General features: G+C 64.4%; 19 protein-coding genes and 1 pseudogene. 10 read left to right on the forward strand and 10 right to left on the reverse strand.

From position 1 onward, the window contains the following. Positions 1–124: 124 nt before the first annotated feature. The 4 genes from C448_RS08310 (at position 125) to C448_RS08325 (ending at position 4,215) form a co-directional block, all read left to right on the forward strand. Entirely contained in the window at positions 125–658 is a 534-nt protein-coding gene (locus tag C448_RS08310) for an inorganic diphosphatase (protein ID WP_004053796.1), read from the forward strand. A gap of 105 nt (positions 659–763) precedes the next feature. Beyond that, a complete protein-coding gene (locus C448_RS08315; protein ID WP_004053798.1) occupies positions 764–1,462 on the forward strand; it encodes a helix-turn-helix domain-containing protein in 699 nt (232 codons plus the stop codon). An 88-nt stretch (positions 1,463–1,550) separates the two neighbouring features. Continuing rightward, positions 1,551–2,969: an APC family permease gene (locus tag C448_RS08320; protein ID WP_004053799.1), complete on the forward strand. Its 1,419-nt coding sequence runs from the start codon at positions 1,551–1,553 to the stop codon at positions 2,967–2,969. Beyond that, the gene (locus tag C448_RS08325; protein ID WP_004053801.1) at positions 2,962–4,215 is read left to right on the forward strand and encodes a M20 family metallopeptidase; all 1,254 of its coding nucleotides are present in this window, start codon (positions 2,962–2,964) and stop codon (positions 4,213–4,215) included. Before C448_RS08320 ends, C448_RS08325 begins: the two co-directional genes overlap by 8 nt. A gap of 11 nt (positions 4,216–4,226) precedes the next feature. Here the strand turns inward: C448_RS08325 and C448_RS08330 are convergent, their stop codons facing one another. The 3 genes from C448_RS08330 to C448_RS08340 form a co-directional block, all read right to left on the reverse strand. Further along, positions 4,227–5,288: a phosphotransacetylase family protein gene (locus tag C448_RS08330; RefSeq protein WP_004053803.1), complete on the reverse strand. Its 1,062-nt coding sequence runs from the start codon at positions 5,286–5,288 to the stop codon at positions 4,227–4,229. Next, entirely contained in the window at positions 5,285–7,387 is a 2,103-nt protein-coding gene (locus C448_RS08335) for an acetate--CoA ligase family protein (protein ID WP_004053805.1), read from the reverse strand. Before C448_RS08335 ends, C448_RS08330 begins: the two co-directional genes overlap by 4 nt. 125 nt (positions 7,388–7,512) lie before the next feature. Continuing rightward, the gene (locus C448_RS08340) at positions 7,513–8,094 is read right to left on the reverse strand and encodes an HdeD family acid-resistance protein (protein WP_394294945.1); all 582 of its coding nucleotides are present in this window, start codon (positions 8,092–8,094) and stop codon (positions 7,513–7,515) included. A 443-nt stretch (positions 8,095–8,537) separates the two neighbouring features. Here C448_RS08340 and C448_RS08345 point away from each other — a divergent pair, with 443 nt between their 5' ends. Continuing rightward, the gene (locus C448_RS08345; protein ID WP_004053809.1) at positions 8,538–9,881 is read left to right on the forward strand and encodes a hemolysin family protein; all 1,344 of its coding nucleotides are present in this window, start codon (positions 8,538–8,540) and stop codon (positions 9,879–9,881) included. Here the strand turns inward: C448_RS08345 and C448_RS08350 are convergent, their stop codons facing one another. Continuing rightward, a complete protein-coding gene (locus C448_RS08350) occupies positions 9,882–11,669 on the reverse strand; it encodes a hypothetical protein (protein WP_239640558.1) in 1,788 nt (595 codons plus the stop codon). It lies immediately after the preceding gene. A 144-nt stretch (positions 11,670–11,813) separates the two neighbouring features. Beyond that, complete coding sequence (locus C448_RS08355) at positions 11,814–13,172, reverse strand: RNA-guided endonuclease InsQ/TnpB family protein (protein ID WP_004053813.1); 1,359 nt, start codon at positions 13,170–13,172, stop codon at positions 11,814–11,816. A gap of 332 nt (positions 13,173–13,504) precedes the next feature. On the opposite strand from C448_RS08355, the gene C448_RS16915 reads away from it, so the two are divergent. Further along, on the forward strand, positions 13,505–13,633 hold the full coding sequence (locus C448_RS16915; RefSeq protein ID WP_004053815.1) for a hypothetical protein: 129 nt from the start codon (positions 13,505–13,507) through the stop codon (positions 13,631–13,633). A gap of 47 nt (positions 13,634–13,680) precedes the next feature. Next, the gene (locus C448_RS08360) at positions 13,681–15,027 is read left to right on the forward strand and encodes an alkaline phosphatase family protein (protein WP_004053818.1); all 1,347 of its coding nucleotides are present in this window, start codon (positions 13,681–13,683) and stop codon (positions 15,025–15,027) included. A gap of 24 nt (positions 15,028–15,051) precedes the next feature. Here C448_RS08360 and C448_RS08365 read toward each other — a convergent pair whose 3' ends face one another. From C448_RS08365 to C448_RS08380, 4 genes are all read right to left on the reverse strand, one after another. Next, positions 15,052–15,252, reverse strand: a complete 201-nt coding sequence (locus tag C448_RS08365; RefSeq protein ID WP_004053820.1) for a dodecin — start codon at positions 15,250–15,252, stop codon at positions 15,052–15,054. A 70-nt stretch (positions 15,253–15,322) separates the two neighbouring features. Beyond that, positions 15,323–15,991 carry a hypothetical protein gene (locus C448_RS08370; protein WP_004053822.1) on the reverse strand — a complete coding sequence of 223 codons (669 nt, stop codon included), beginning with the start codon at positions 15,989–15,991 and terminating at the stop codon, positions 15,323–15,325. Beyond that, positions 15,988–16,572, reverse strand: a complete 585-nt coding sequence (locus tag C448_RS08375) for a hypothetical protein (protein ID WP_004053825.1) — start codon at positions 16,570–16,572, stop codon at positions 15,988–15,990. Before C448_RS08375 ends, C448_RS08370 begins: the two co-directional genes overlap by 4 nt. A gap of 37 nt (positions 16,573–16,609) precedes the next feature. After that, a complete protein-coding gene (locus C448_RS08380) occupies positions 16,610–17,644 on the reverse strand; it encodes a metal-dependent hydrolase (RefSeq protein WP_004053827.1) in 1,035 nt (344 codons plus the stop codon). A 71-nt stretch (positions 17,645–17,715) separates the two neighbouring features. Between C448_RS08380 and C448_RS08385 the strand changes: the two genes are divergently transcribed. Next, a complete protein-coding gene (locus C448_RS08385; RefSeq protein WP_004053829.1) occupies positions 17,716–18,891 on the forward strand; it encodes a pyridoxal-phosphate-dependent aminotransferase family protein in 1,176 nt (391 codons plus the stop codon). On the opposite strand, the gene C448_RS08390 is transcribed toward C448_RS08385, so the two are convergent. Further along, a complete protein-coding gene (locus tag C448_RS08390) occupies positions 18,888–19,208 on the reverse strand; it encodes a DUF7116 family protein (RefSeq protein ID WP_004053831.1) in 321 nt (106 codons plus the stop codon). The genes C448_RS08385 and C448_RS08390 overlap by 4 nt on opposite strands. A gap of 245 nt (positions 19,209–19,453) precedes the next feature. On the opposite strand from C448_RS08390, the pseudogene C448_RS16775 reads away from it, so the two are divergent. Together C448_RS16775 and C448_RS08400 are read left to right on the forward strand one after the other, a co-directional pair. Next, positions 19,454–20,104 (forward strand): annotated as a pseudogene (locus tag C448_RS16775) (helix-turn-helix domain-containing protein); the annotation flags it as partial. A gap of 38 nt (positions 20,105–20,142) precedes the next feature. After that, on the forward strand, positions 20,143–21,387 hold a 1,245-nt coding region (locus C448_RS08400), incomplete at its 3' end, for an ABC transporter substrate-binding protein (RefSeq protein ID WP_239640560.1).

A 21,387-nucleotide genomic window follows, 5' to 3' on the forward strand; every position in this document is an offset into this window, starting at 1 on the left:
GAAATAGGGGACGCGACTGGAATAAACAGGTGGTACCACTTGTTAATATCACCATCAAACCGTCGGTCGGCGCGGGCGGCACGATAGAAAACGCTTTTTCGTCGCCTCGTCGGACGAAGGGGTGATGACGAACCTCTGGGAAGACCTCGAAACCGGCCCGAACGCACCCGAGACGATCCACGCCGTCGTCGAGTGTCTCAAGGGCGAGCGCAACAAATACGAGTACGACAAGGACGTGCCCGGCGTCGTTCTCGATCGCGTGCTCCACTCGAACGTCCACTACCCCAACGACTACGGCTTCATCCCGCAGTCGTACTACGACGACGAGGACCCCTTCGACGTGATGGTGCTCGTCGAGGACGCGACCTTCCCCGGCTGCATCATCGAGGCCCGCCCCGTCGCGCTGATGCGCATGGACGACGACGGCGAGCAGGACGACAAGGTGATCGCCGTCCCGGCCGAGGACCCCCGATTCGACCATATCGAAGACCTCGGCGACATCCCCCAGCAGGAACTCGACGAGATCGACGAGTTCTTCGAGACCTACAAGAACCTCGAAGCCGGCAAGGAAGTCGAGACGCAGGGCTGGGAGGATCGACAGGCCGCCTACGACGCCATCGAACACGCCCAGGATCTCTACGACGAGCAGTTCGCCTGAGTCGTTTCGGCGGGATCGCTGCGCTCGTCTCGACACGTCGTAACGGATCAGTGACGAGATCGACCGGGCGAACGGTTTTTGACTCCGTTGGGCCTATCACTCCCGATGGTCCCGCCGTCGCAGTCCGCAGTGGGCTTGCGTGTCACCCTCGACATCTGGCACCCCGACTGCTGGACTCTCACGGTGACCGAAGACGCTGACGGCGGCCTGCTCGGCCACGGTGTCTATCCCATCGACGGGGCCGCCACTGGCCGATTTACCGTTTATGGCGAGACGACCGATGCGGTCGAACGGCTCGTCGCCGCCATCCAGAACTCGCCGCTCACCGACTCGGTTTGGGAAACCGACCATCTTCACGCCACGAGTGAGACGGTTCCCGGAAGCGCGTCCCGTGCGATCGTCGTCCGCTATGCGATCGAGAACTCGATCAACGATGCGCTCGTCTCACGCGGCTTCATCCCCGACGAACCGGTGAGAATGCACGGCGGGAGGGAGTATTGGACGGTCATCGTTCAGACCGACCGCGCGACACTCGGCGAGCGTCTCGATGCCGTCCGCGCGGAGAACGACGCCGAGATTCGGATCGAGGACATCGTGGTCCCTCGCGGCGGACCCGGCGTGCTCCCGACCGACGACCTCTCAGGACGCCAACGAGAGGTCTTCGATCTTGCCCGTCGTCGGAACTACTACGCGTGGCCCCGAGAAGTGAGCGCCACCGAGCTGGCCGAGGAACTCGACGTTGCGAAGGCTACTCTTCTCGAACATCTCCGGAAAGCCGAGGCCAAACTCTTCGGACACCAGTGACTTCGTTCGGAATGATGAAATTTCGCTGTGTGGATAACCCGTTCATGCTAGGGAGGTGGCTTATTGGCCCACTATAGTATGATAACATATGGCACAATCGAGCGAGAAAGACGACCGTAGTCTCGCACGCGATATCGGACCGTATGGAGCGATGAGCACCGTCATCGGCGGGACGCTCGGGGCGGGGCTGTTCGTCACGCTCGGGACCGCAAGTTCCACGACCGGGCCGAGCGTGATCCTCGTGGTGTTGCTCGCGGGCGTGATCGCAACCGCTATCGCCATCAACTACAGCTGGATGTCGACGATCTTTCCCGCTGCGGCGGGATCGTACTCGTACGTCTCGCGCACGTTCAACAGCCGCCTGCCCGGATTCGTCGTCACGTGGTCGAAATGGCTCGGCTATATGGCCGCCGACGCGAGCCTCGCCATCGGCTTCGGAAGCTATCTTCAGGTGTTCTTTCCCGATCTCATCGCGGGTCGGACCGGGATCGCCCTCGCCGGGTTCGGGGTTCTCACCGTCCTCTTTTTGGTCAATCTCGTCGGAACGCGCGGGTACAGCATCGCCCAGAGCGCCATTCTCGGAGTGCTCGTTCTCGCGATCCTCGTGCTCGTCCTCCCCGGATCACTCTCCATCGATACTGCGAACTACCGGCCGTTTTTCACCGGGGGATCGAGCGGCTTCCTCGCCGCTGCCGCGCCGCTGTTCTACGCCTACATCGGGATCGCCGTCGCGGGCCAGATGGGTGCTGAGGTGAAAAACCCCGGTCGGAACCTCCCGTTGGCGATGATCGGCGGGACGATCATCCTCACCCTGCTGTATATGTGGACCGCAGCGGTGATCTACGGCGTGGTCGGCGATTATACTGTCCTCGCCAACTCGGCGCGCCCGCTCGCCACCGCCGCCGAGACGTTCCTCGGGACGGACGCGACCGCCATCGTCGCCTTCGGCGGCCTGCTCGCCACCGCATCGAGCGTGAACGCCGTGATGGCGGCGGCCATCAAGATGCCATATTCGTGGTCGTGGGACGAGATCTTCCCACAGCGGTTCTCGATGGTGAACGAACGGTTCGGCTCGCCCCACTGGTCGTTGCTCACGCTGTATGTGGTCTCCTCGGCACTGACGTTCTACGCCTCGGGACTCAATCAGGTGATCGTGATCGCCACCTTCAGCTACCTCATCGCGTACTTCGCGGTCTCGGTATCGTTGCTGTATGCCCAGTACGCCCGGCCCGATATCGTCGAACAGGCGGATTTCAACCCTCGTAGCGGTCTCCTCGTTTCGGGTCTCGTCGGTGCGATCGGCGCATTCGTATTGCTCACCCAGGCCTACCAGGGCACCCTCACGGTCTACGTCCCGTGGGTGATTATCGGGCTCGTCGTGTTCGGCATCTACTGGTATCGTGGCCAGCAGGCCGGCACCGATGTCGAATCGATCCTCGACACGCTGCCGGGCGTACCCTCCGCCGAATACGATCCCGATATTCAGGAGACCACCGCCGATGACTGACGATCCCGCCGACACGCTCGACACTGCAACGACCGACCCAGGCACGCTCGTAGGACGGATCGATCGCGACGAAACCATCGAGCTCCTTCAGGAGCTCGTTCGCATCCGCAGTCCGTACTTCGAGGAGGAAGCAATCACCGAGTTCGTCTACGACTGGCTCGATTCACGAGGGCACGATCCAGAGTACCATCCAGTGAGCGAACCCGATATCACGGGCTTCGAGGGCAACAACGTCCTCGCTCGACTGGCGGGGACGGACCCCGACGCGCCGACGCTGCTGTTGAACGCCCACATGGACACCGTCGAGATCGTCGAGGCGTGGGACGAGGACCCGCTCTCGGGACGGATCGAGGACGGCAAACTCTACGGTCAGGGGGCCTGTGACATGAAGGGTGGTCTCGCGGGCATCATGGTCGCGTTCGATGTACTCGCCGCGACCGATGTGGATCTCGCGGGCGATCTCCTCTTCAGTGCGGTCGTCGACGAGGAGGGTCCCTACGGATTGGGCGCAAACCAACTCGTTCGTGACGAGATCACCGACGAGTGTGACGCCGCTATCGTCACCGAACCCGGCCCGATTCTCGCTCAAACGACCATCGAGAACCCCGCCCTGCTGCTCGGTGCGCGCGGACGGTTCCTCTACGATATCACCGTGACTGGCGAGGCCGCACACGGCTCACAGCCACAGAAGGGGACGAACGCCGTGGTCGATGCGGGACGGTTGGCCGATGCGCTCGCGGCGATGGACGTCGGCACACACGAGAAACTCGGCGACGGCTCCGTCTGTCCGATCGAAATCGAAGGTGGCGGTGAGACGCTTTCCGTACCGGAATCGTGCCGTCTGCTTGCCGACCGCCACGTCGTTATCGGTGAAACCGAAGACGTCGTCCGAGCGGATGCAGAACGCGTCGTCGCGGATCTCGATCTCGACTCCGACGTACAGATCGACTTTCGGGACGCGCCCGCCCCGGACGTTCGCTACGGCCCCTACGTCACCGATGCCGACGACCCGCTCGTGAACGCACTATCGAGTGGTGTCGAAACGGTCACCGACGACGACCCAGCCATCGGCTACTTTTCGAGCGTCGGTGACTTCAACTACTTCGGCCACCGTGCCGACCTGCCGACCGTTATCGTCGGTCCTGACGGCGAGAACATCCATGGCGCTGGCGAGTTCGTTCACACCGACGACGTGGTTGCTGTGGCCCGTATCGTCACCGCTGGCTGTGTCTCCCTGCTCGGCTGAATGCTACTGTGTCAATCCTGATCGAGGAGTCTGTCGATATCGAGCCGATCGACGAGTAGCGACTGCATCCGCTCGATGGTGTCGGCGCTCCGTGCAGGGCCGGCAGCGATGGCGTCCTCGGCGCGGTCGACGGCCGTAATCGTGTCGGAGGGGACGCGGAGCACCGGTACGTCGGCCTTCTCAGCACGACCCAGAACCGCCTGTGGTGGACTGTGGCCACCAGTGAGAAGTAGGCAGGTGATACCGGACGCCTGCAGCGCTGCGGTCTGGACCTCGGATCGATCGCCGCCAGTGATCATCGCGGCCGAGCGCGTGCGACGGAACTGTCCGAGCGCGGCTTCTGATCCCATCGCACCGACGGAAACCCGCTCGATGAGTCCATCGAGAGGGATCTCGTCGGTGAGCACCTGTGCGCCGAGCTCGTCGGCGAGATCCGCCACGGTGATGCCCGCGAGTTCGCGCTGGTGGGGCACCACCCCGAGAACCGGTATCCCACGGTCTTCGAGGAAGGGGATGGCGTCGGTCGTCAGTTCGTCGTAGTTGTCGTCCGACACGCCGTTGAACAGTACGCCATCCACCTCGTCGAGCTGCCGGGTCGCCGCGAGCACGTCGTCGATGTCGCCGGGCTCGTCGTAGTGGGCGATGAGAACCACCCGTGCGTCGAGCAACTCCGCGACGTCCCGATCGGTGAGATCGATGATCCCGCCCGTCGAGAGTCGGGTGCCGCCCTCGACCACGATCAGCTCACGATCGGCGGCGAGTTCGCGGTAGCTCTCGGTGACGCGCTCGCGCAACTCCGCCGGATCAGCCTGGCCACGCAGTGCCGTCTCGACGAGCGTCTGTGAGTAGACCACCGGCTCCAGGTCGTGTACCTCGGCATCGAGATCGAGCAGTTCGCCCGCGAGCAGCGGGTCCTTGTCGAGCGTCTTGCCGACGTTGCTCTGGAGACGCGTCCCCTTCGGTTTCATGTAGCCGGCGTCCACGTCGCGCTCGTCGGCGATCCGTGCGATCGCGAGTGCGATGGCCGTCTTGCCGGTGCTTTCGTCGGTCGTGGTGAATAGTATCGGGTTCATCGGTCGAGTTCCTCCGGGTCGATCGTCGCCGCGAGATCCACCGCCACGACGCCGTCCGGCGTGGCGACGAGTGGGTTGATATCGAGTTCAAGGAGAGAGGGGAAATCGGTCACTAACTGCGAGATGCGCTGGATGGTCTCGACGAGCGCCGCCTCGTCGACGGGATCACGGCCCCGAGCGCCGCGAAGCAACGGTGCAGCATCGATCTCGTCGATCATGGCCGCCGCCATCGGTTCGCTCACGGGGGCGACCCTGACGGCGACGTCTTCGAGCGTTTCGACGAAGATGCCGCCGAGACCGAACAACAGCAGGGGGCCGAACTGCGGGTCGCGGTTCACCCCGACGATGGTCTCGGTTCCGGCGTCGAGGTCGACCTGTTCCTGGAGCTGGATACCGAGCACGGTCGCGTTCGGCTGGTAGTTCTTCGCGCGAGCGACGAGATCCTCGTAGGTGTCTGCCACCGCGTCGTCGGGAACACCGACACGGACGCCACCGATATCGGATTTGTGCTGAATCTCCGGGCTGGCGACCTTCATGACGACGTCGCCGTCGATCTCGGCGGCACGGCGTTCGGCATCGCTTGGCGTGTCGACGACGGCCCCTTCGGGCGTCGGAATACCGTAGGCATCGAGCAGCTCCATCGCTTCGATGCCGAGCGCGTTCGAGGGGCGTTCGGCCGCTCGTTCGATGATCTCCCGGGCAGCCGCCTCGTCGACGTCGAACGTCGTCGGGGCCTCGTACTCGCGGGTCGAGATCTCTCGATAGCGGGCGAGCGAGTCGAGACCCGTGACCGCCCGTGCCGGGTCGAAATACGTCGGGATGCCCGCGTCGTTGAGGATCGACTGGGCCTCCTGTGTCGACTCGCCGCCCATCAGACAGGCGGCCACCGGGAGGCCGTGCTCGGCCTGTGTCGCGGTCGTGATCTCGGCCAGCTCCTCGAAGGAGAGCACCGCCGTCGGACAGGCGAGCACGAGCGCCGCACCGACGTTCGGATCGGCAAGCGCGACGTCGAGCGCGTCGCTGAAGCGCTCGGCCGCTGCATCGCCGATGACGTCGACCGGGTTGTAGATGTTCGCTTCGTCGGGGAGGCTCCCCGTGAACGAGTCGAGCGTGTCGTCGGTGAACGAGGCCAGCTCCAGCTGTGAGTCGCCGATCGCATCGGTCGCCAGCACCCCCGGTCCGCCGGCGTTCGTGATGACGGCAACCCCATCGCTCTCGGGGAGTGGCTGGCCGTCGAGCATGGTCGCGGCGTCGAACAGCTCCTCGACCGTCTCCGCACGGATGACGCCCGCCTGTTCGAGACCCGCCTCGTACGCGCGCTCGCTGCCGGCGATTGCCCCCGTGTGCGAGGAGGCCGCTTGCGCGCCAGCCTCCGTCCGACCGGATTTCACCACCACGATCGGCGTTTCCTGCGTGACCTCCCGGGCCGTCTCGATGAATCCACTGCCGTCGGCGATGTCCTCCAGATAGCCGATGACGGCACTCGTGTCGTCGCTCTCGCCCCACGCCGCGACGAAATCGCGCTCGTCGAGGACGGCTTTGTTGCCGAGCGACACCACGTCGCGAAAGCCGATGTCGCGGTCGTTGGCCCAGTCGAGCACGGCGGTGATGAACGCGCCCGACTGGCTCATGAACGATATCGAGCCGTCTTGAGCGCTCTCGGGACCGAACGTCGCGTTCATGTTCACTGCGGTGCTCATCACGCCGACGCTGTTCGGCCCGACGAGATTCAGCCCGTATTCGCTGGCCGTCTCCTGGAGGTCGCGCTCGCGTGTGGCCCCTTTGCTGCCGGTTTCGCCGAAACCGGCCGTGAGCACGACGACGTTTTCGATACCGGCCTCCCCGGCGTCGTGGACGACGTCGACGGCGATATCGGCCGGCACGACCACGATGGCGAGATCGACGGGGTCGGGAACCGAGCCGAGATCGGGATAGCACGCACGGTCGAACACCGTCTCCGTGCCCGGGTTGACGGGAACCACGTCACCGTCGAATTCGAGGAGGTTGGCCGTGACCGCCCGCCCGACCGATCCGTCGCGCTCGGTTGCACCGACGACGGCGACGCGCTCGGGGGCGAACAGGCCCGGGAGTTCACTCATCACTAGCGACCATCGGGACGCAGCGTAAAGATACTAGTACATTTACCTCTCTGCTCGCGCCTTCGTTCCGATCGTCGTCGGAATTTCGGCGTGACCGAGTCGCCGATGACGACGCAGAGAGCTGTTCAAGTACCGATGGCAGAGCCATCACGTGCTGCACGTCGCCCGTTCAGCGCGAGGAACACCATCGAAAGGCCGGAGCTCAGCAGGTTCACGCCGAAGAGCAGGCCGATCGCCCATTCGGCGGTGCTCGGCCAGCCGATCCACAGCAACACGCCAACGGCCAGCGCGAGGACTCCGCTCGCGATCGGCCACCACCAGTTCGGCCGCGAACGCAGTCTGAGTCCCATGAGAATTTCGAGCACGCCGTTGAACACGAACACGACGGCCAGGACGAGCGTGAGCGTCGTCAGTCCGAGCACGGGGTTGACCAGCGTGACGATCCCGCCGACGACGTACAACAGCGCCAGCAGCCCTTGGCTGAGTGCACCTATCCAGCCGCGTGCGGAGAACACGTGGACCCCATGACTGACCCCGCTCACGACGAGCAACGCTCCCAGAAGCGCGGACAGCGCGAGACCCGTCACCAACGGGGCGACGATCGCAACCACGCCCAACAGCGAGATGAGGAGTCCGACAGCCGCGAGATACCGCCACGTCGTTGCCAACGGCGTCGTACTGGGGCTCGTCCCTGTTTCAGTGCTCATGATATATCTAAACGGTAATATTACGAGCAGAAATATAAGTGATTGGGATGGTCGGTAGCAGTATATTAGAATGGCACCACAGTATAAACCCGAAGCAGAGCTTCGATTTCGAGGGTGATATGTATGGAATATGGTATTATTTCGGGAACGATCTCGATCGATTTCGAGAGGCGTCTTCGGTGAGCGAACACGACGCCCCAATCAACCATGGAAAGAGGGCCATAGCGTGAGGCTTTAGCCGCTACTCACCAACATTGAGATAACACAAGTGAGTACCGACACAGCCGAACCATCCATTCCACGAGACGCCATCGGGGCAGTCCCGCCTACAACGGCTCCTGACGAGCGGAATCGAGTGATGAGGGTGCTCTTGATGGTGAACCGGTGGGCGACTGGATCGGTCGGATCGACTGAATCATCCCCGATCGATCGCCCGACAGCTGATGGTTGACGCCGTCGCCGCGGCTGGCCGATTGCTCTTCGCGCTGTTTCTCGTGGTGATGAACGGCGTGTTCGTGGTCGCCGAATACGCGTTCACTCGCCTCACTGCCGCGAAGGTGAACACGCTGGTCGAGGAGAACCGACGATTCGCCTCGATCGTCGAGGAGGGGTTCGAAAACCTGGACGACTACCTCGCCGTGACGCAGCTCGGGATCACGATCGCGTCGCTCGCGTTGGGCTGGGTCGGCGAGCCAGCCGTCGCCGTGGTGATCGAACCGGTGGTGGGGTCGTTGGTTCCGGAGGTGGCCGTCGCCGCGATCAGCAGCGTGATCGGACTGTTCGTCGTCACGTACTTTCACGTGACGTTCGGCGAGCTCGCGGCGAAGAGTTTCTCGATCCACCGCCCCGGTCGGATGGCGCTAATCGTCGCCCCGCTCATGAAGGCCTGTTACTATCTGTTCCTGCCCGGACTCGTGCTGTTCAACGGGACGGCGAACCTGTTCACGCGGGCACTCGGTGTCCCGCCGGCGTCCGAGGTCGACACGTCACAGACCGAAGCCGAACTCAGAACCGCCGCCTCACAATCCCAAGAACAGGGCCACATCGACACTGACGAACTGAACATGATCGAGGGCGTCTTCGATCTCGAAGAGACCATCGCCCGGCAGATCATGGTGCCCCGCCCCGACGTCGAGGCGGTCGATACCGAGACGCCGCTCTCGACGCTGTACGAGATCGCCACCACGGGCCATCACATGCGCTATCCCGTGGTCAAGCAGGGCGACGGCGAACATCCGATCGGTTTCGTCCACGTCCAGGACTTGCTGCGAATCGAGATCGATCGGCGGGGGACAGCACCCGACGAGCCCGAACCGACCGCCGGCGATCTCGCTCGCGACATCCTGATCGTGCCGGAGGACAAACTCATCGACGACGTGTTCACCGACTTCCAGCGTGAGGATCGGCAGATGGCTGCGGTGATCGACGAATGGGGGTCGTTCGAGGGCATCCTCACCGTCGAGGACATCGTCGAGGAGATCGTTGGTGAGATCCACGACGAGTTCGATGCGACGACCGACGAGCCCACGATCAGCGAGCGCGCGGACGACTGTTACGAGATCGACGGTGGTGTGCCGATCGAGGCGGTCAACACGACCGTCGGGAGCGGGCTCGAAAGCGAGGAGTTCGATACGATCGGCGGCCTCGTCTTCAGCCAGCTCGGACGGACTCCCGAGATCGATGACCGCGTCGAACTCGACGGCTACGCTCTCACCGTCACCGGCGTCGACGACACTCGCATCACGACGCTCACGATGGCACCGCTCGACGAACCATCCACCGAGTGATCACTCTGGGGTGGCCGCTCTGACGACGATTGTTCCGTTCTCCCTCGTTGCTTCGAGCGAAAGGCGGTCGTACGGTGGCCGCAGTTCGTGGTGGCCGACCAGTTCGACCTCTCTGTTCTGTGGTGGCTCCTGGAGTTCGAACCACGCCTCGAACGAGTACGACTGGAGCCGTTTGACCGACGTCGTGTGGGGCGGGTCGTCACTGCCGGTCGTCGGCGGGTCGAGCAGACGGACCGGTGTGTCGGCCGCTGTTCCGTCGAGTTCGTCGTCGATCCCGGTGAGAAGCTGCTGGTTCAGTTGGCCTGCAGCGTTCCAATCGCCATTCGACACGACGAGGGGTGACGTCACGATGAGCGGCAATAGCAACGACACTGTGAGCACGAGGAGTACGACGGTCGTATCGACGCGGACCGTCCTCGACCGGATCGCAGCGACGACCGCTTCGGCGGCGGTGAGCCCGAGCAAACTCAGGGCGGCCATTGCCGGGACGAGACAGAGATAGCCGGTTTGGATCTGATCGTCGATCCGCAACGGATCGCCGATGCCAGCACCGGTCGCCAGCAGCAGTCCCGGAACGATCACCGACCAGCTGGCGAAGAACACGAGATGGGTACGTATCGACGAATCGACGGCCTGACAGCCGCGTATCGCCGCCAGTAGCCCTGCCACACAGCCGACGATGAACAGCGAATCGACGAGATAGCCGATCGCGATGGCCGACTCGTTCGGACCGAACGGCAGCACGGTTTTTATGGCGGGGGCCAGCAGGTGTGCCCCCAGCATCCCCTCGAAGGCGATACCGGCGACGACCAGCGCCACCAGTCCAACTATGTCGAGACCGCGACGCCGGGTGTACCGAACGAGTGTGAGGCCGATGGCCGCACCACCGAGCAACGCCACGAGGAGTACCGATCGCGGGAGAGCAGTGAGGACGCTCTCCACGACGTCCGTCGGCTGGAACACCCATCGAAGATATTTGAGCGGGACGAACAGTATGGAGAGCCCTGGTCCCGACGCAGCACTGGCGCGGTAGCCGCCAACCCCACCGAGAACGACGAGGCGAACGAGGGCGTAGGCGACGGTCACCGCCACGAACGGAGCCGTTCCCGTCACGGCCCGCCGGAGGGTCGATCGCCACTCGCCGGTTCCTCGATAGAGGACGAGCCACACGAAGATCACCCCGGGAAGGGCGACTGCCGGCTCCTTCGTTCCGAGGGCCGCTGCATACGCACCGAGCGCCCCGGCAAGCAGCCGACGGGAGTTCGTGCGACGGCTGCGGACGAACAGCAGGAGTGCACCGAGAACGAAACCCGTCAGCAACACGTCCTGACGGCGGGCGATCGGCGGCACCACACCGGCCGTCAGCGGATGGATGGCGAAGAGGACGGCACCGAGATAGCCGACGGCGGGCCGGCGCGTGATCTCGGCGACGGTGACGGCAGCAAGCACCGTTGCGATCCCGTGGAGAAGGAGGTTCGTGAGATGATAGCCGGTCGGTGAGAGTCCCCAGACTGCGTATTCGAGCGTATATGAGAGACTCGACACCGGGCGGTAGAACAGCGCAGTGTCGACGAAATCCGTGCCGGCCATCAACGGCTGTGTGAACAGTTCGGCGACGCCACTCAGACTCTGTACGCGACTGGTCTCGATCAGCGGCAGCGTATCGGTCGCGACGAACCAGTACTGGATCGTTTCAGCATGAGTGGCGATCGCAATGGCGAAGACGACGAGCAGCCATAGCGACCGGTTGCCGCGCAGTACGGCCCGCAACCGCGATCGTCGGGTCACGAGCGGCTTCCCCGAGCCAGCCGGTTCTGACGTGGGAAGGGACTCACCGCCATTCGAAGAGCGCTTCGAGAGCGAGTGCATAAATTGCTTCGATGACATCCTCCCCGGCGTGAACGCCGGGGTTTCCCGACCGCAGTTGGAATATTATGGTTCGTGGTCCACGACCTGTTCTCGGGGAGCGAAAACGCCCTCCCTACGGTCGAACAGGCGGACCGCTGGCTGTGCCATCCAGCCGTTATCCCTATCGTCGCCATCCGTGGCGAGATTCGGGAGTACCTTTTGTCGAATGTTCTCGGCTCCGTTCGTATCGGCGTTGGCGACCAACCCACAGTCGTCGCACACGTACAACCCGCGTTCGACCCGCTGGCTGTCATCGCACCGACCACAGACCGAACACGACTTCGACGTATCCCGTTCGGGGACGGGTTCGACCTCGATGCCTTCGGCCTCGGCTTTGTAGTCGAGCATCGTCGTGAAACGGTCGAACGCCCATCCGTGCAAATCGAGATTGCCGTGATCGCCCCAATCCCGTGGGCCGTTCTCGTCTTCACGGATGCCGCCGAGGTCGCCCACGACGAGCGTGCCGACCTCGCGTTCAACGCACTCGGCAACGATGTGCTTCGACAGGGCGTGCAGGAAATGGGCGCGGCGGTCGGTACGCTTCCGGTCGAGGCGGCGGGCCTCACGGGAAAACGAGTCGTCGCACTTCGCGCGCTTCTTGGCGAAGTAGTAGTCGTCCTCCTTGAGAGAGCCACCGGGGTAGAGCAACGACTCGTCGCCGAACGACACGGCAGCGACGTTGCAGATGCCGAGATCCACGCCAGCCGTACCGTCGCCGGGCGGTTCGACTTCGACCTCGTGGTGGCAGACGATGTGCAGCCGCCACTCACCATGCTCGTAGACGGCGCGCACCTGCTGAACGTTCTCGATTGCAATGTCTGGGTCGGCGTCGTAGGCACACAGGATGAAATCCGACCAGTGAGCCTTCGTGTTCCGCCCCTTCGAGAGACGGATGTAGCCGTTCCGGGCGTCGTGTTTGAAGCCGTCTTCTTTGAACGTGACCGTCGAACGCGGGTGGTCATCGCCGTTCTTGCGGTAGCCGGGCGGGTTCGCTTTCGTGTTCCCGTTTCGTCGGTGTCCGTACCAACCCTTGAACGCTTCAGCCAACTCTTCGAGAGTTGCCTGACTGGACTGTGCGTTGAGGTCCGCGTAGCGTTCGTGGCTCTTGAGGTACGACTTGAGAACCGAGTCGTCGGGAATCTGGCCGCAAGNCTGACTGGACTGTGCGTTGAGGTCCGCGTAGCGTTCGTGGCTCTTGAGGTACGACTTGAGAACCGAGTCGTCGGGAATCTGGCCGCAAGCGTCCCAAACGCGGCCCACGGTGTAGCGGGCGACGTTCCAGAGTTTCGCGGCGGCGAACCCAAGCGTATCGAGACCGTCACGCACCTGACGCTGATTCCGAATCGAGGCGCGGTGGGTGCGGATGACGGTCCGATTCGCCATACATAGCCTGTCGTGCTACGCCGACATAAGTGGTCGGGAAGTACAGCGAAAGTGAACGCGGAATATCCGGCACGAGTGGCGTGTCGGTCCCGGCAGTTGTGTCGGCGCGTGGGACAGCGAACGCAATTCACGCCCGCCCTTCGGCCTCCGGCCTCAGGACGGGGTTCTCTCGCTGCTAGAGGATAGGGAGACTCCGTAGTTCGTGTGCGGCGAACAGTACCCGATAATCACGATGATTGTTCGTGATATTCCTCGTGGTTATTCGGTGTGCGCCGCGAATGTGTTGGAATTATGGATAGTCTTTTGCGTACGTGGCCGGTAATGGTGATGTGATGGCAGCGAAACGAACCACGGTCGCGTTGGATCATCCCACGGTGGTCCCCGACAGCGCCGACGACGAGCACGAGCAGCATATCGTGCGCTGCCCGGCCTGTGGCCGGCCGCTGGCCGACCACGAGTAAGGATATCGAAACGAATCTTCTTTGTACGCGCCCGAACTGACCCACCCATGGGACTGTTCGACCGCCTCACTGGCGACGACGCCCCGCGTGTTGCCTTCTTCGGCATCGACGGGGTTCCGTACAGCCTGATCGAGGACAACCCCGACGTCTTCGAGAACCTCACCGCGATCGCCGAGGAGGGGACCGCCGGCCCGATGGATTCGATCGTACCGCCCGAATCGAGCGCCTGCTGGCCCGCGCTCACGACGGGCGTCAACCCCGGGGAGACGGGTGTGTACGGCTTCCAGGACCGCGAGATCGGCTCCTACGACACCTACGTGCCGATGGGCCGTGACGTCCAGGCGACCCGCGTCTGGGATCGCGTCGAAGAGGAGGGCCGCGACGCCACCGTGATGAACGTGCCCGTCACGTTCCCGCCCCAGCGCGACGTTCAGCGGATGGTCTCGGGCTTTCTCTCGCCGGGCGTCGACGAGGCCGCCTACCCCGACGAGCTGCGCGAGACGCTCAACGGGACCGGCTACCGGATCGACAACAACGCGAAACTCGGCCACGACGACGACAAGACCGACTTCGTCGAGGACGCCCACGCGACCCTCGACGGCCGCTTCGAGGGGTTCTCGCACTACATCGAACAGGACGACTGGGACCTCTTCTTCGGCGTGTTCATGACGACCGATCGAGTGAACCACTTCCTGTTCAAACACTACGAGGAGGACGGCGAGTACAAGCAGGAGTTCCTCGACATCTACAGCAAGGTCGACGACTATCTCGGCCGTCTGCGCGAGATGCTGCCCGAGGACGTGACGATGGTCGTCGCCGCCGACCACGGGTTCACCAGCCTCGACCACGAGGTCCACTTCAACGAGTGGCTCCAGCGAGAGGGCTGGCTCTCGTACGGCGAGGACGACCACGACAGCCTCACGGACATCTCCGACGACACCGAGGCCTACGCGTTCATCCCCGGGCGCTTTTACATCAACCTGGAAGGGCGCGAGCCACGCGGTGCTGTGGCTGAGGAGGACTACGAGGACAAGCGCACCGAACTGAAGAAAGCCCTCGAAACGCTCGAAGGCCCCGACGGCCGGAAGGTCTGCGAGCGCGTCGTCGAGAAGGGCGACGCCTTCCGGGGCGCACACGACGACATCGCCCCCGACCTCGTGGCGATCCCGAGCCACGGCTTCGATCTCAAAGCGGGCTTTTCGGGCCACGACGAGGTCTTCGACACCGGTCCACGCAACGGGATGCACAGCTTCGACAACGCCACGCTGCTCGTTGACGACCCGACCGCCCGGATCGGCGGCGACACCGACCTCTTCGACGTCGCGCCGACGCTGCTCGATCTCATGGAGATCGACTACGACCGCGGCGAGTTCGACGGCGCGAGCCTCGCCTGAGCGGAGAAGTCGCGGGCTGACCCGTTACTCGTCGAGCTCGAACGCGATCTCGACTTCGGCCTGATACTCGCGACCGTCGACTTCGGCGATCTCGACGCCGAGATTTTCTGTCGTCGCCCACTTGACGTTGTTGAGCGTGTCCTCGGCGCGGTCGACGGCGTCGTCGACGGCCGCCTCGAACCCGTCGTCGCTCGTTCCGATCATCGTGATTTTCTTGTAGACCATCGCGGCGTACGTTTCAGCCGGTAGGAGTATAAAACCCACGTCACGGCCGTTCTCACCCGGTCGTGGACGCCTACCTGGTCTCGCGTTCGCGGGTATCGAGCCGTGCGACGATGGCATCGACGACGCCGCTCAGTCGTGCGCCGCCCCAGATGGCGACGACGGCCGCGCCGATCGTATCGAAGATGAGGTCGAGCATCGTGTCCTCGAGCCCGTACTGGGTGAGGACGGTGCCCGAGCCGATCAGCGCCGAGAGCGAGCTGACCGTGAACTCGATGACCTCCCAGAAGACGCCGAAGGCGAGCACGAACAGGAAGATGAACACGACCATGAACTCCGAGGGAAAGGAGACCTCCTCGCTGTGGACGTCGAGCGCACGGGCGGCCGCGTAGCCGACGGCGGCGACGACCGACGCCGACAGCCCGTGGGTGAGATGGTCGTACCACCACAGCGACTGATACGGTGACAGCGTCGTCCAGGGGAGGCCGACGCCGCCGAAGGCGTGCAGGAAGACCGCGGCCGTGATCCATAGCGTCAGCCCCGTATCCATCGGGATGCCGTAATCGCGCTGGAGCACCCCGGGCAATCGCGTCACCGCGAGCGCGAGCAGGGTGTTGACGATGACGGTCGTGTTGCCCTGCAGGAGGCCGAGAACGAACATAGCGACGAGGCCGACCTCCATCGCGCGCGTGAGCTGGCGCTGGCGGTGTTCGGAGATACCGAGACGATCGCGCAGCCTCATCGAGCCACCTCGGGCAGGCGTTCGGGCGGCAGTCGCCGACGGACGTACCCCTCGAAGAAGAGGCCGGCACCGACGCCGGCGACCGTCGAGGCGACGAACTCCCACATCAGCGCGTCCTCCGAGCCGAGAAAGCCGGTGCCGAGATAGAGATCGGCGACCCAGCGGATGACCGCCCAGCCGCCCGCGGCCGCGAGCGTCGCGATCACGACGAAGCCGACGGCGAAGCGATAGCTCATCTCCACGGACGTGAACAGATGGAGTTCGACCGCGACGATGAGCGCGAGCGCTGCCACCGCGAGATAGGTCGCAACCCCGCTGACTGGGGGACTGAACGCGCGCGCGAGCGTCGGCAGAGCCGCGAGGGCGAGCACCTCCCAGGGAACCATCACCAGCGGCGAGCGGAGCGTGACGGCCGGTAACACGGAGAGCACGACGACGCTCGCGGCGAAGATCGCCCAGAGCAGTTGCCCGCGGACCAGCGAGACAATCGCGACGATGGCGACGAACGCGACGAAGATCCAGGCGAGCAGGGCGTTCGCTCGCTTGCTTTCGAGCAGTCGATCGAGCTCCGCGCGTGACATGGCTCGCCTTCGTCGGCGGGGGACTTCATCCCTCCCCTCAGAGCACGAGATAGACGGCGGCGTAGGCGATCGACGCGAGCGTCACCGCCGCCAATCCGGTGAGGGCGGCCGTCAGCACGTTTTCGGCGTCGATCGCTCGTCGGGAGCGCCGGAGGCGGCGGACGAGCGGGGCCGGCCCGACGGCACCGACCGCGAGCACGCTGAAGACGAACTCGTAGGACGAATCGACCGTCGGCGCGGGCACCGCGAGCGCGGCCACCGCGTAGGCGGCCCCGAGCGTCGCGCGCCCGTGGATGTAGCTCGTCGGGCTCCGGTCGGTGAGTTCGCAGTAGACGATCGCCGCGAGCCAGATGGTGAGCAGTTCGAGCCAGAACGAGCCGAGCAGATGCAGCGTCGGATCGGCGGTGAGGACGATGCGCTCGCTCACGAGTCGGGTGGCGAACGGGTAGAGCATGTGCGGCGGCTCGCCGGTGAACAGATCGCCGAACGGATGGCTGATGAAGCCGATCAGCGCCGTCACCAGTATCGCTTTCGGGCCGAGATCGCCGTAGTGTGCGCCGAGTTCGGCGATCGCGAGGCTCGTGAGCGCGAACGCGGCCATCACGAGCGCGCCGAGCGGTCCGCTCACGACGCCGGCGACCGCGACCAGCCCGCCAAGTGCGAGCAGCGCGCCACCGGACTCGGCGTTCAACAGCGAGCGGAGACGCCGGATGTTCGGCAGCGAACCGTCGCTCCGGTCGCTCGTCTCCCCGCTCCGTGCGCGAGTCCAGAACCAGAGCGCGACGGCGACGACCGTGCCGACGACCAGCGAGTGGGTCACCGCACGATGGACGAGATTGCCGGCCGACCAGAAGCTCTCGGCGGCGTCGGCGACGCCGCTGGCCTCGGCCAGCCCAACCGGCGCGTAGAGGATGTCGACGTCGGGGGCGGCGGCGAACGCGCCCGCCGACGCGCCGAGGGCCAGCGAGCGCCCGCGCGAGCAGCCGACCAGGCGCGCCCCGCCCGCGACGGTCGCGAACGCACCCAGTGCGTGGCCGACGAACATACCGCTGCTGACGGCCGGGACGGGCATAAACCGTTCGTGGTGGGATGGTCAGCACCACGAAACGAACGGCATTTCAACGCTGCCCGAATCACCCCGGTATGGAACGACCCGCGGTGGGCGAACTCACCCCACCCAACCGAACGCTGATGGGTCCCGGCCCGAGCGATGTCCACCCGCGCGTTCGCCGGGCGATGGCCACGCCGCTCGTCGGCCATCTCGACCCTGCGTTCGTCGACCTGATGGATGAGGTTCAGGAACTCCTCCGCTACGTCTTCCGGACCGACAACGAGTGGACGGTCCCGATCAGCGGGACCGGCTCGGCGGCGATGGAAGCCGCCATCGCGAACCTCACCGAGCCGGGCGACACGGTCGTGGTGCCCGGCAACGGCTACTTCGGCGGGCGGATGGCGTCGATGGTCGAGCGGTCCGGCGGCGAGACCGTGACGGTCGATGCCCCCTGGGGCGAACCGCTCGACATCGATGATGTGCGTGCGGCTTTCGACGCTCACGACCCCGACCTGCTGGCGTTCGTCCACGGCGAGACGAGCACCGGCGTGCTCCAGCCAGACGTGCCGGCGCTCACCGAACTTGCCCACGACAACGACGCACTCACCATCGTCGACGCGGTGACGACCTTCGGCGGCGTCGAGCTCAAGGTCGACGAGTGGGAGATCGACGCGGCATACTCGGCCGCCCAGAAATGTCTCTCCGCGCCGCCGGGGGCGAGCCCGCTCACGCTCGGTGAGCGGGCGATGGCGAAGATCGAACAGCGCGAGTCATCGGTGAACTCCTGGTATCTCGATCTCACCGAACTCACCGACTACTGGGGCGAGGAGCGTGCCTACCACCATACCGCGCCGATCACGAACGTCTACGCGCTGCGGGAGGCGCTGCGCCTCGCCGCCGAAGAGGGGATCGAAGCGCGCTGGGAACGCCACGAACGCGTCGCGAACGGGCTGCGAGCCGGCATCGAGGCGATGGGTCTCGAACTCGCGAGCACGAGCTGGCTACCGAGCCTGAACACTGTTCGCCTGCCCGCTGACATCGAGGATGCGACCGTGACCGACGAGCTGCTCGACGGCTACGACATCGAGGTCGCGGGCGGGCTGGGCGATCTCTCCGGCGAGATCCTCCGGATCGGCTGCATGGGCCACTCCGCGCGCCGCTCGAACGTGCTGTCGGTGCTCGGCGCGCTCGGCGACGTTCTCGGCGAGAGCGACGGGATCGACGCCGACGCGGGGCTCGCGGCGGCGCGAAAAGAGCTGTCGAACTAGACGAGCAGCGACGGGCCGAGCGACGGATGAAGCACGTCGTACTCGCCCGTACTGTCGACACCGATGACCGCCCAGTCGTAGTCGGGTTTGGCGTCGATCAAGCGGTCCCTGAGATCGTGGGCCGCGTCCATCCACGCGACGAAACAGCGAAGCTCGCCCGATTCGGGCAGTTCGGTCGCCTCGTCGGCGGCCGTGACGCGGACGACGCGCCATTTGCGTTCGGCTCTGAGCTCGCAGCCGCTGCCAGAGACGGTGTAGCCGAGTTCCGTGAATATCGACCGGGCCTCCTCGGACGGGGTTGTGGTAACAGTCCCCATTGACAGAGAGATACGCATGCCGACATCATAAACGTTCGTGCCGAGCAATATCGTTGTTTTGACGTTTTCTTGGCCCCAGAATGGTCGAGTTCCGTCACCGGACCGTCCGGCAGGGGTTTCGTGCTATCGGGCGAGAAACCGTCGACGGTGTGTTCCGTGAGGCATATACCGCAGTTGATGATGAGAGTGGTACGGAGTGATCATCGATTCTTCGCGTCGAATTCCGCACCGTCCCGACCGGTGTGATGGAGAAGCTCGGCTCCCGCATCGACGGCGTCCGGAGCATCGAGCTCGACAACGCCTTCTACATCGAGGACGGGAAGTGGATCGAATCGCTTACGATATCCTCGACAACTGATTTCGATCCTCACGACGCCATCGCGGATATCTGGGGCGTGCGGATGTTCTACACGCACGAAATTCCGACCGGACCGTCCGAGATCGTCGTCCGTCGGCTCACACTCGTCGCCAACGAATCGTATCCGTTCATTCTCGGGCTGGTGCTGCGCCACGAGGCGATCCCGAATCGGATCGTTCTCCAGGGGAACGAGTTCGAGGTCGTCGTGACCGCGCGGAACTGGGAGTCGTTTCGGGCGCTCGCCGACGATCTCGAAGAGTCACTGGGCGCGTTCGAGCTACAGAGCGTGAGCCAGATAGAGAACCCCGGCGAGCCGCTGGACGGTGGTCGAATAACCGAGGTCATCACGACGAAGCTTGCGGACGAACAGCTTGCGGTTCTCGAAACCGCCTACGAGCTGGGCTACTTCGACGTTCCGCGGACGGCATCGACGAACGATATCGCCGGGGCGCTGGACGTCTCCCAGTCGACGGCTAGCGAACGGTTGCGCGTCGCGGAACGGAACCTCTTGGCGCTGCTCTACGGCTCACGNGGGGATAATTTCAATGAGATACCTTCCATTTGCTACCTCGTAGCATGGTACCGAACGATCATCGACGATCAACTGACGCCATCGATACACGACGGATCACCCGTCGACGGTGGCTCGCGGCCGCGGCCGGCACCGTCGGGCTGTCCACGCTCGCGGGCTGTAGCTCGTCCCTCGGCGGACGCGACGCCGGGAACACGCTCGATGCCGACGTTCCCAAAGGAACGCCCGCGAGCGTCGAGACCAAATACTGGCACGACTGGCCGACGCTCGACGACGCGGCACAGGCCGAGGGCCCACCGCTCGACTACACCGCACGTGCGGGAGCGCCGCTCGAAACACTGACGATGGAGTTCTCCAGCGACGACGATCCCTGGAGCAAACAGCACGCGCTGATGATGAAAAGCAGCGTCAACGCGCTGGGCGCTCCTGCCCGCATCATCGACCGGCCGCTGAATCAGCTGTACGCACAGAGCTGGGACACACCGGGACTCGAAAACGTGTTTTCGATGAGCACTCACGGCCCGGACCCGGTCCGCGGAATCGGGCCGAACGCGCTGTTGACCCGGCGCTCCAAGGACAGCCCGTTCAACTACGACAATTACTGGCATCCGCGGATCAACGAGCTTCTCGACAAACAGGACGAGATCACTGAAGACGAGCAACGACGCGCCGATCTCATACAGGAAGTTCAGAAAATCTTCGCCGAGGACGTCGGCGCGATCATCAGCCTCTTTCCCGACGTGATCACCGCGGCGAACACCCGCAATTTCAAAGGATACGTTCCGACGCCCGGCCCCGGTCCGACCCGGGACACCTTCCAGTGGACGGAGGTCAACCTCCAGCCACGGACGGGCGACCGAAGCTACGTCAAGGGGACGACCACGTCGATGAACTCGCTCAATCAGCCGTGGTCGGCCGGCGGTGCCGAGGAATACCGCCTCAAATACATCTACGACGGGCTGTTCGACGCCTCGCCGGATCTCGACGTGATCCCCGCGCTCGCGACCGGCGGCGGATTCGTCGACGACACGACCGTCGAAGTCGATCTCCGCGACGGGGTGAAATGGCACGACGGCAAACCGTTCACGCCCGAGGACGTCACGTTCTCGCTCGATTTCTTCGAACAGCACAGCGCGACCAGCGTCGTCCCGTTCTACGAACCGGTCGAGAGCACCGAAATTCTCTCGCGGACGGACGGCGGGCGGGTTCGATTCAACCTCACCGGCCCCGACGCGACGTTCATGACACAGGGGGTGGTCCAGAGCACGGTCATCCCGAAACACCGCTGG

It is taken from the genome of Halococcus morrhuae DSM 1307, assembly GCF_000336695.1.
GTDB lineage: Archaea > Halobacteriota > Halobacteria > Halobacteriales > Halococcaceae > Halococcus > Halococcus morrhuae.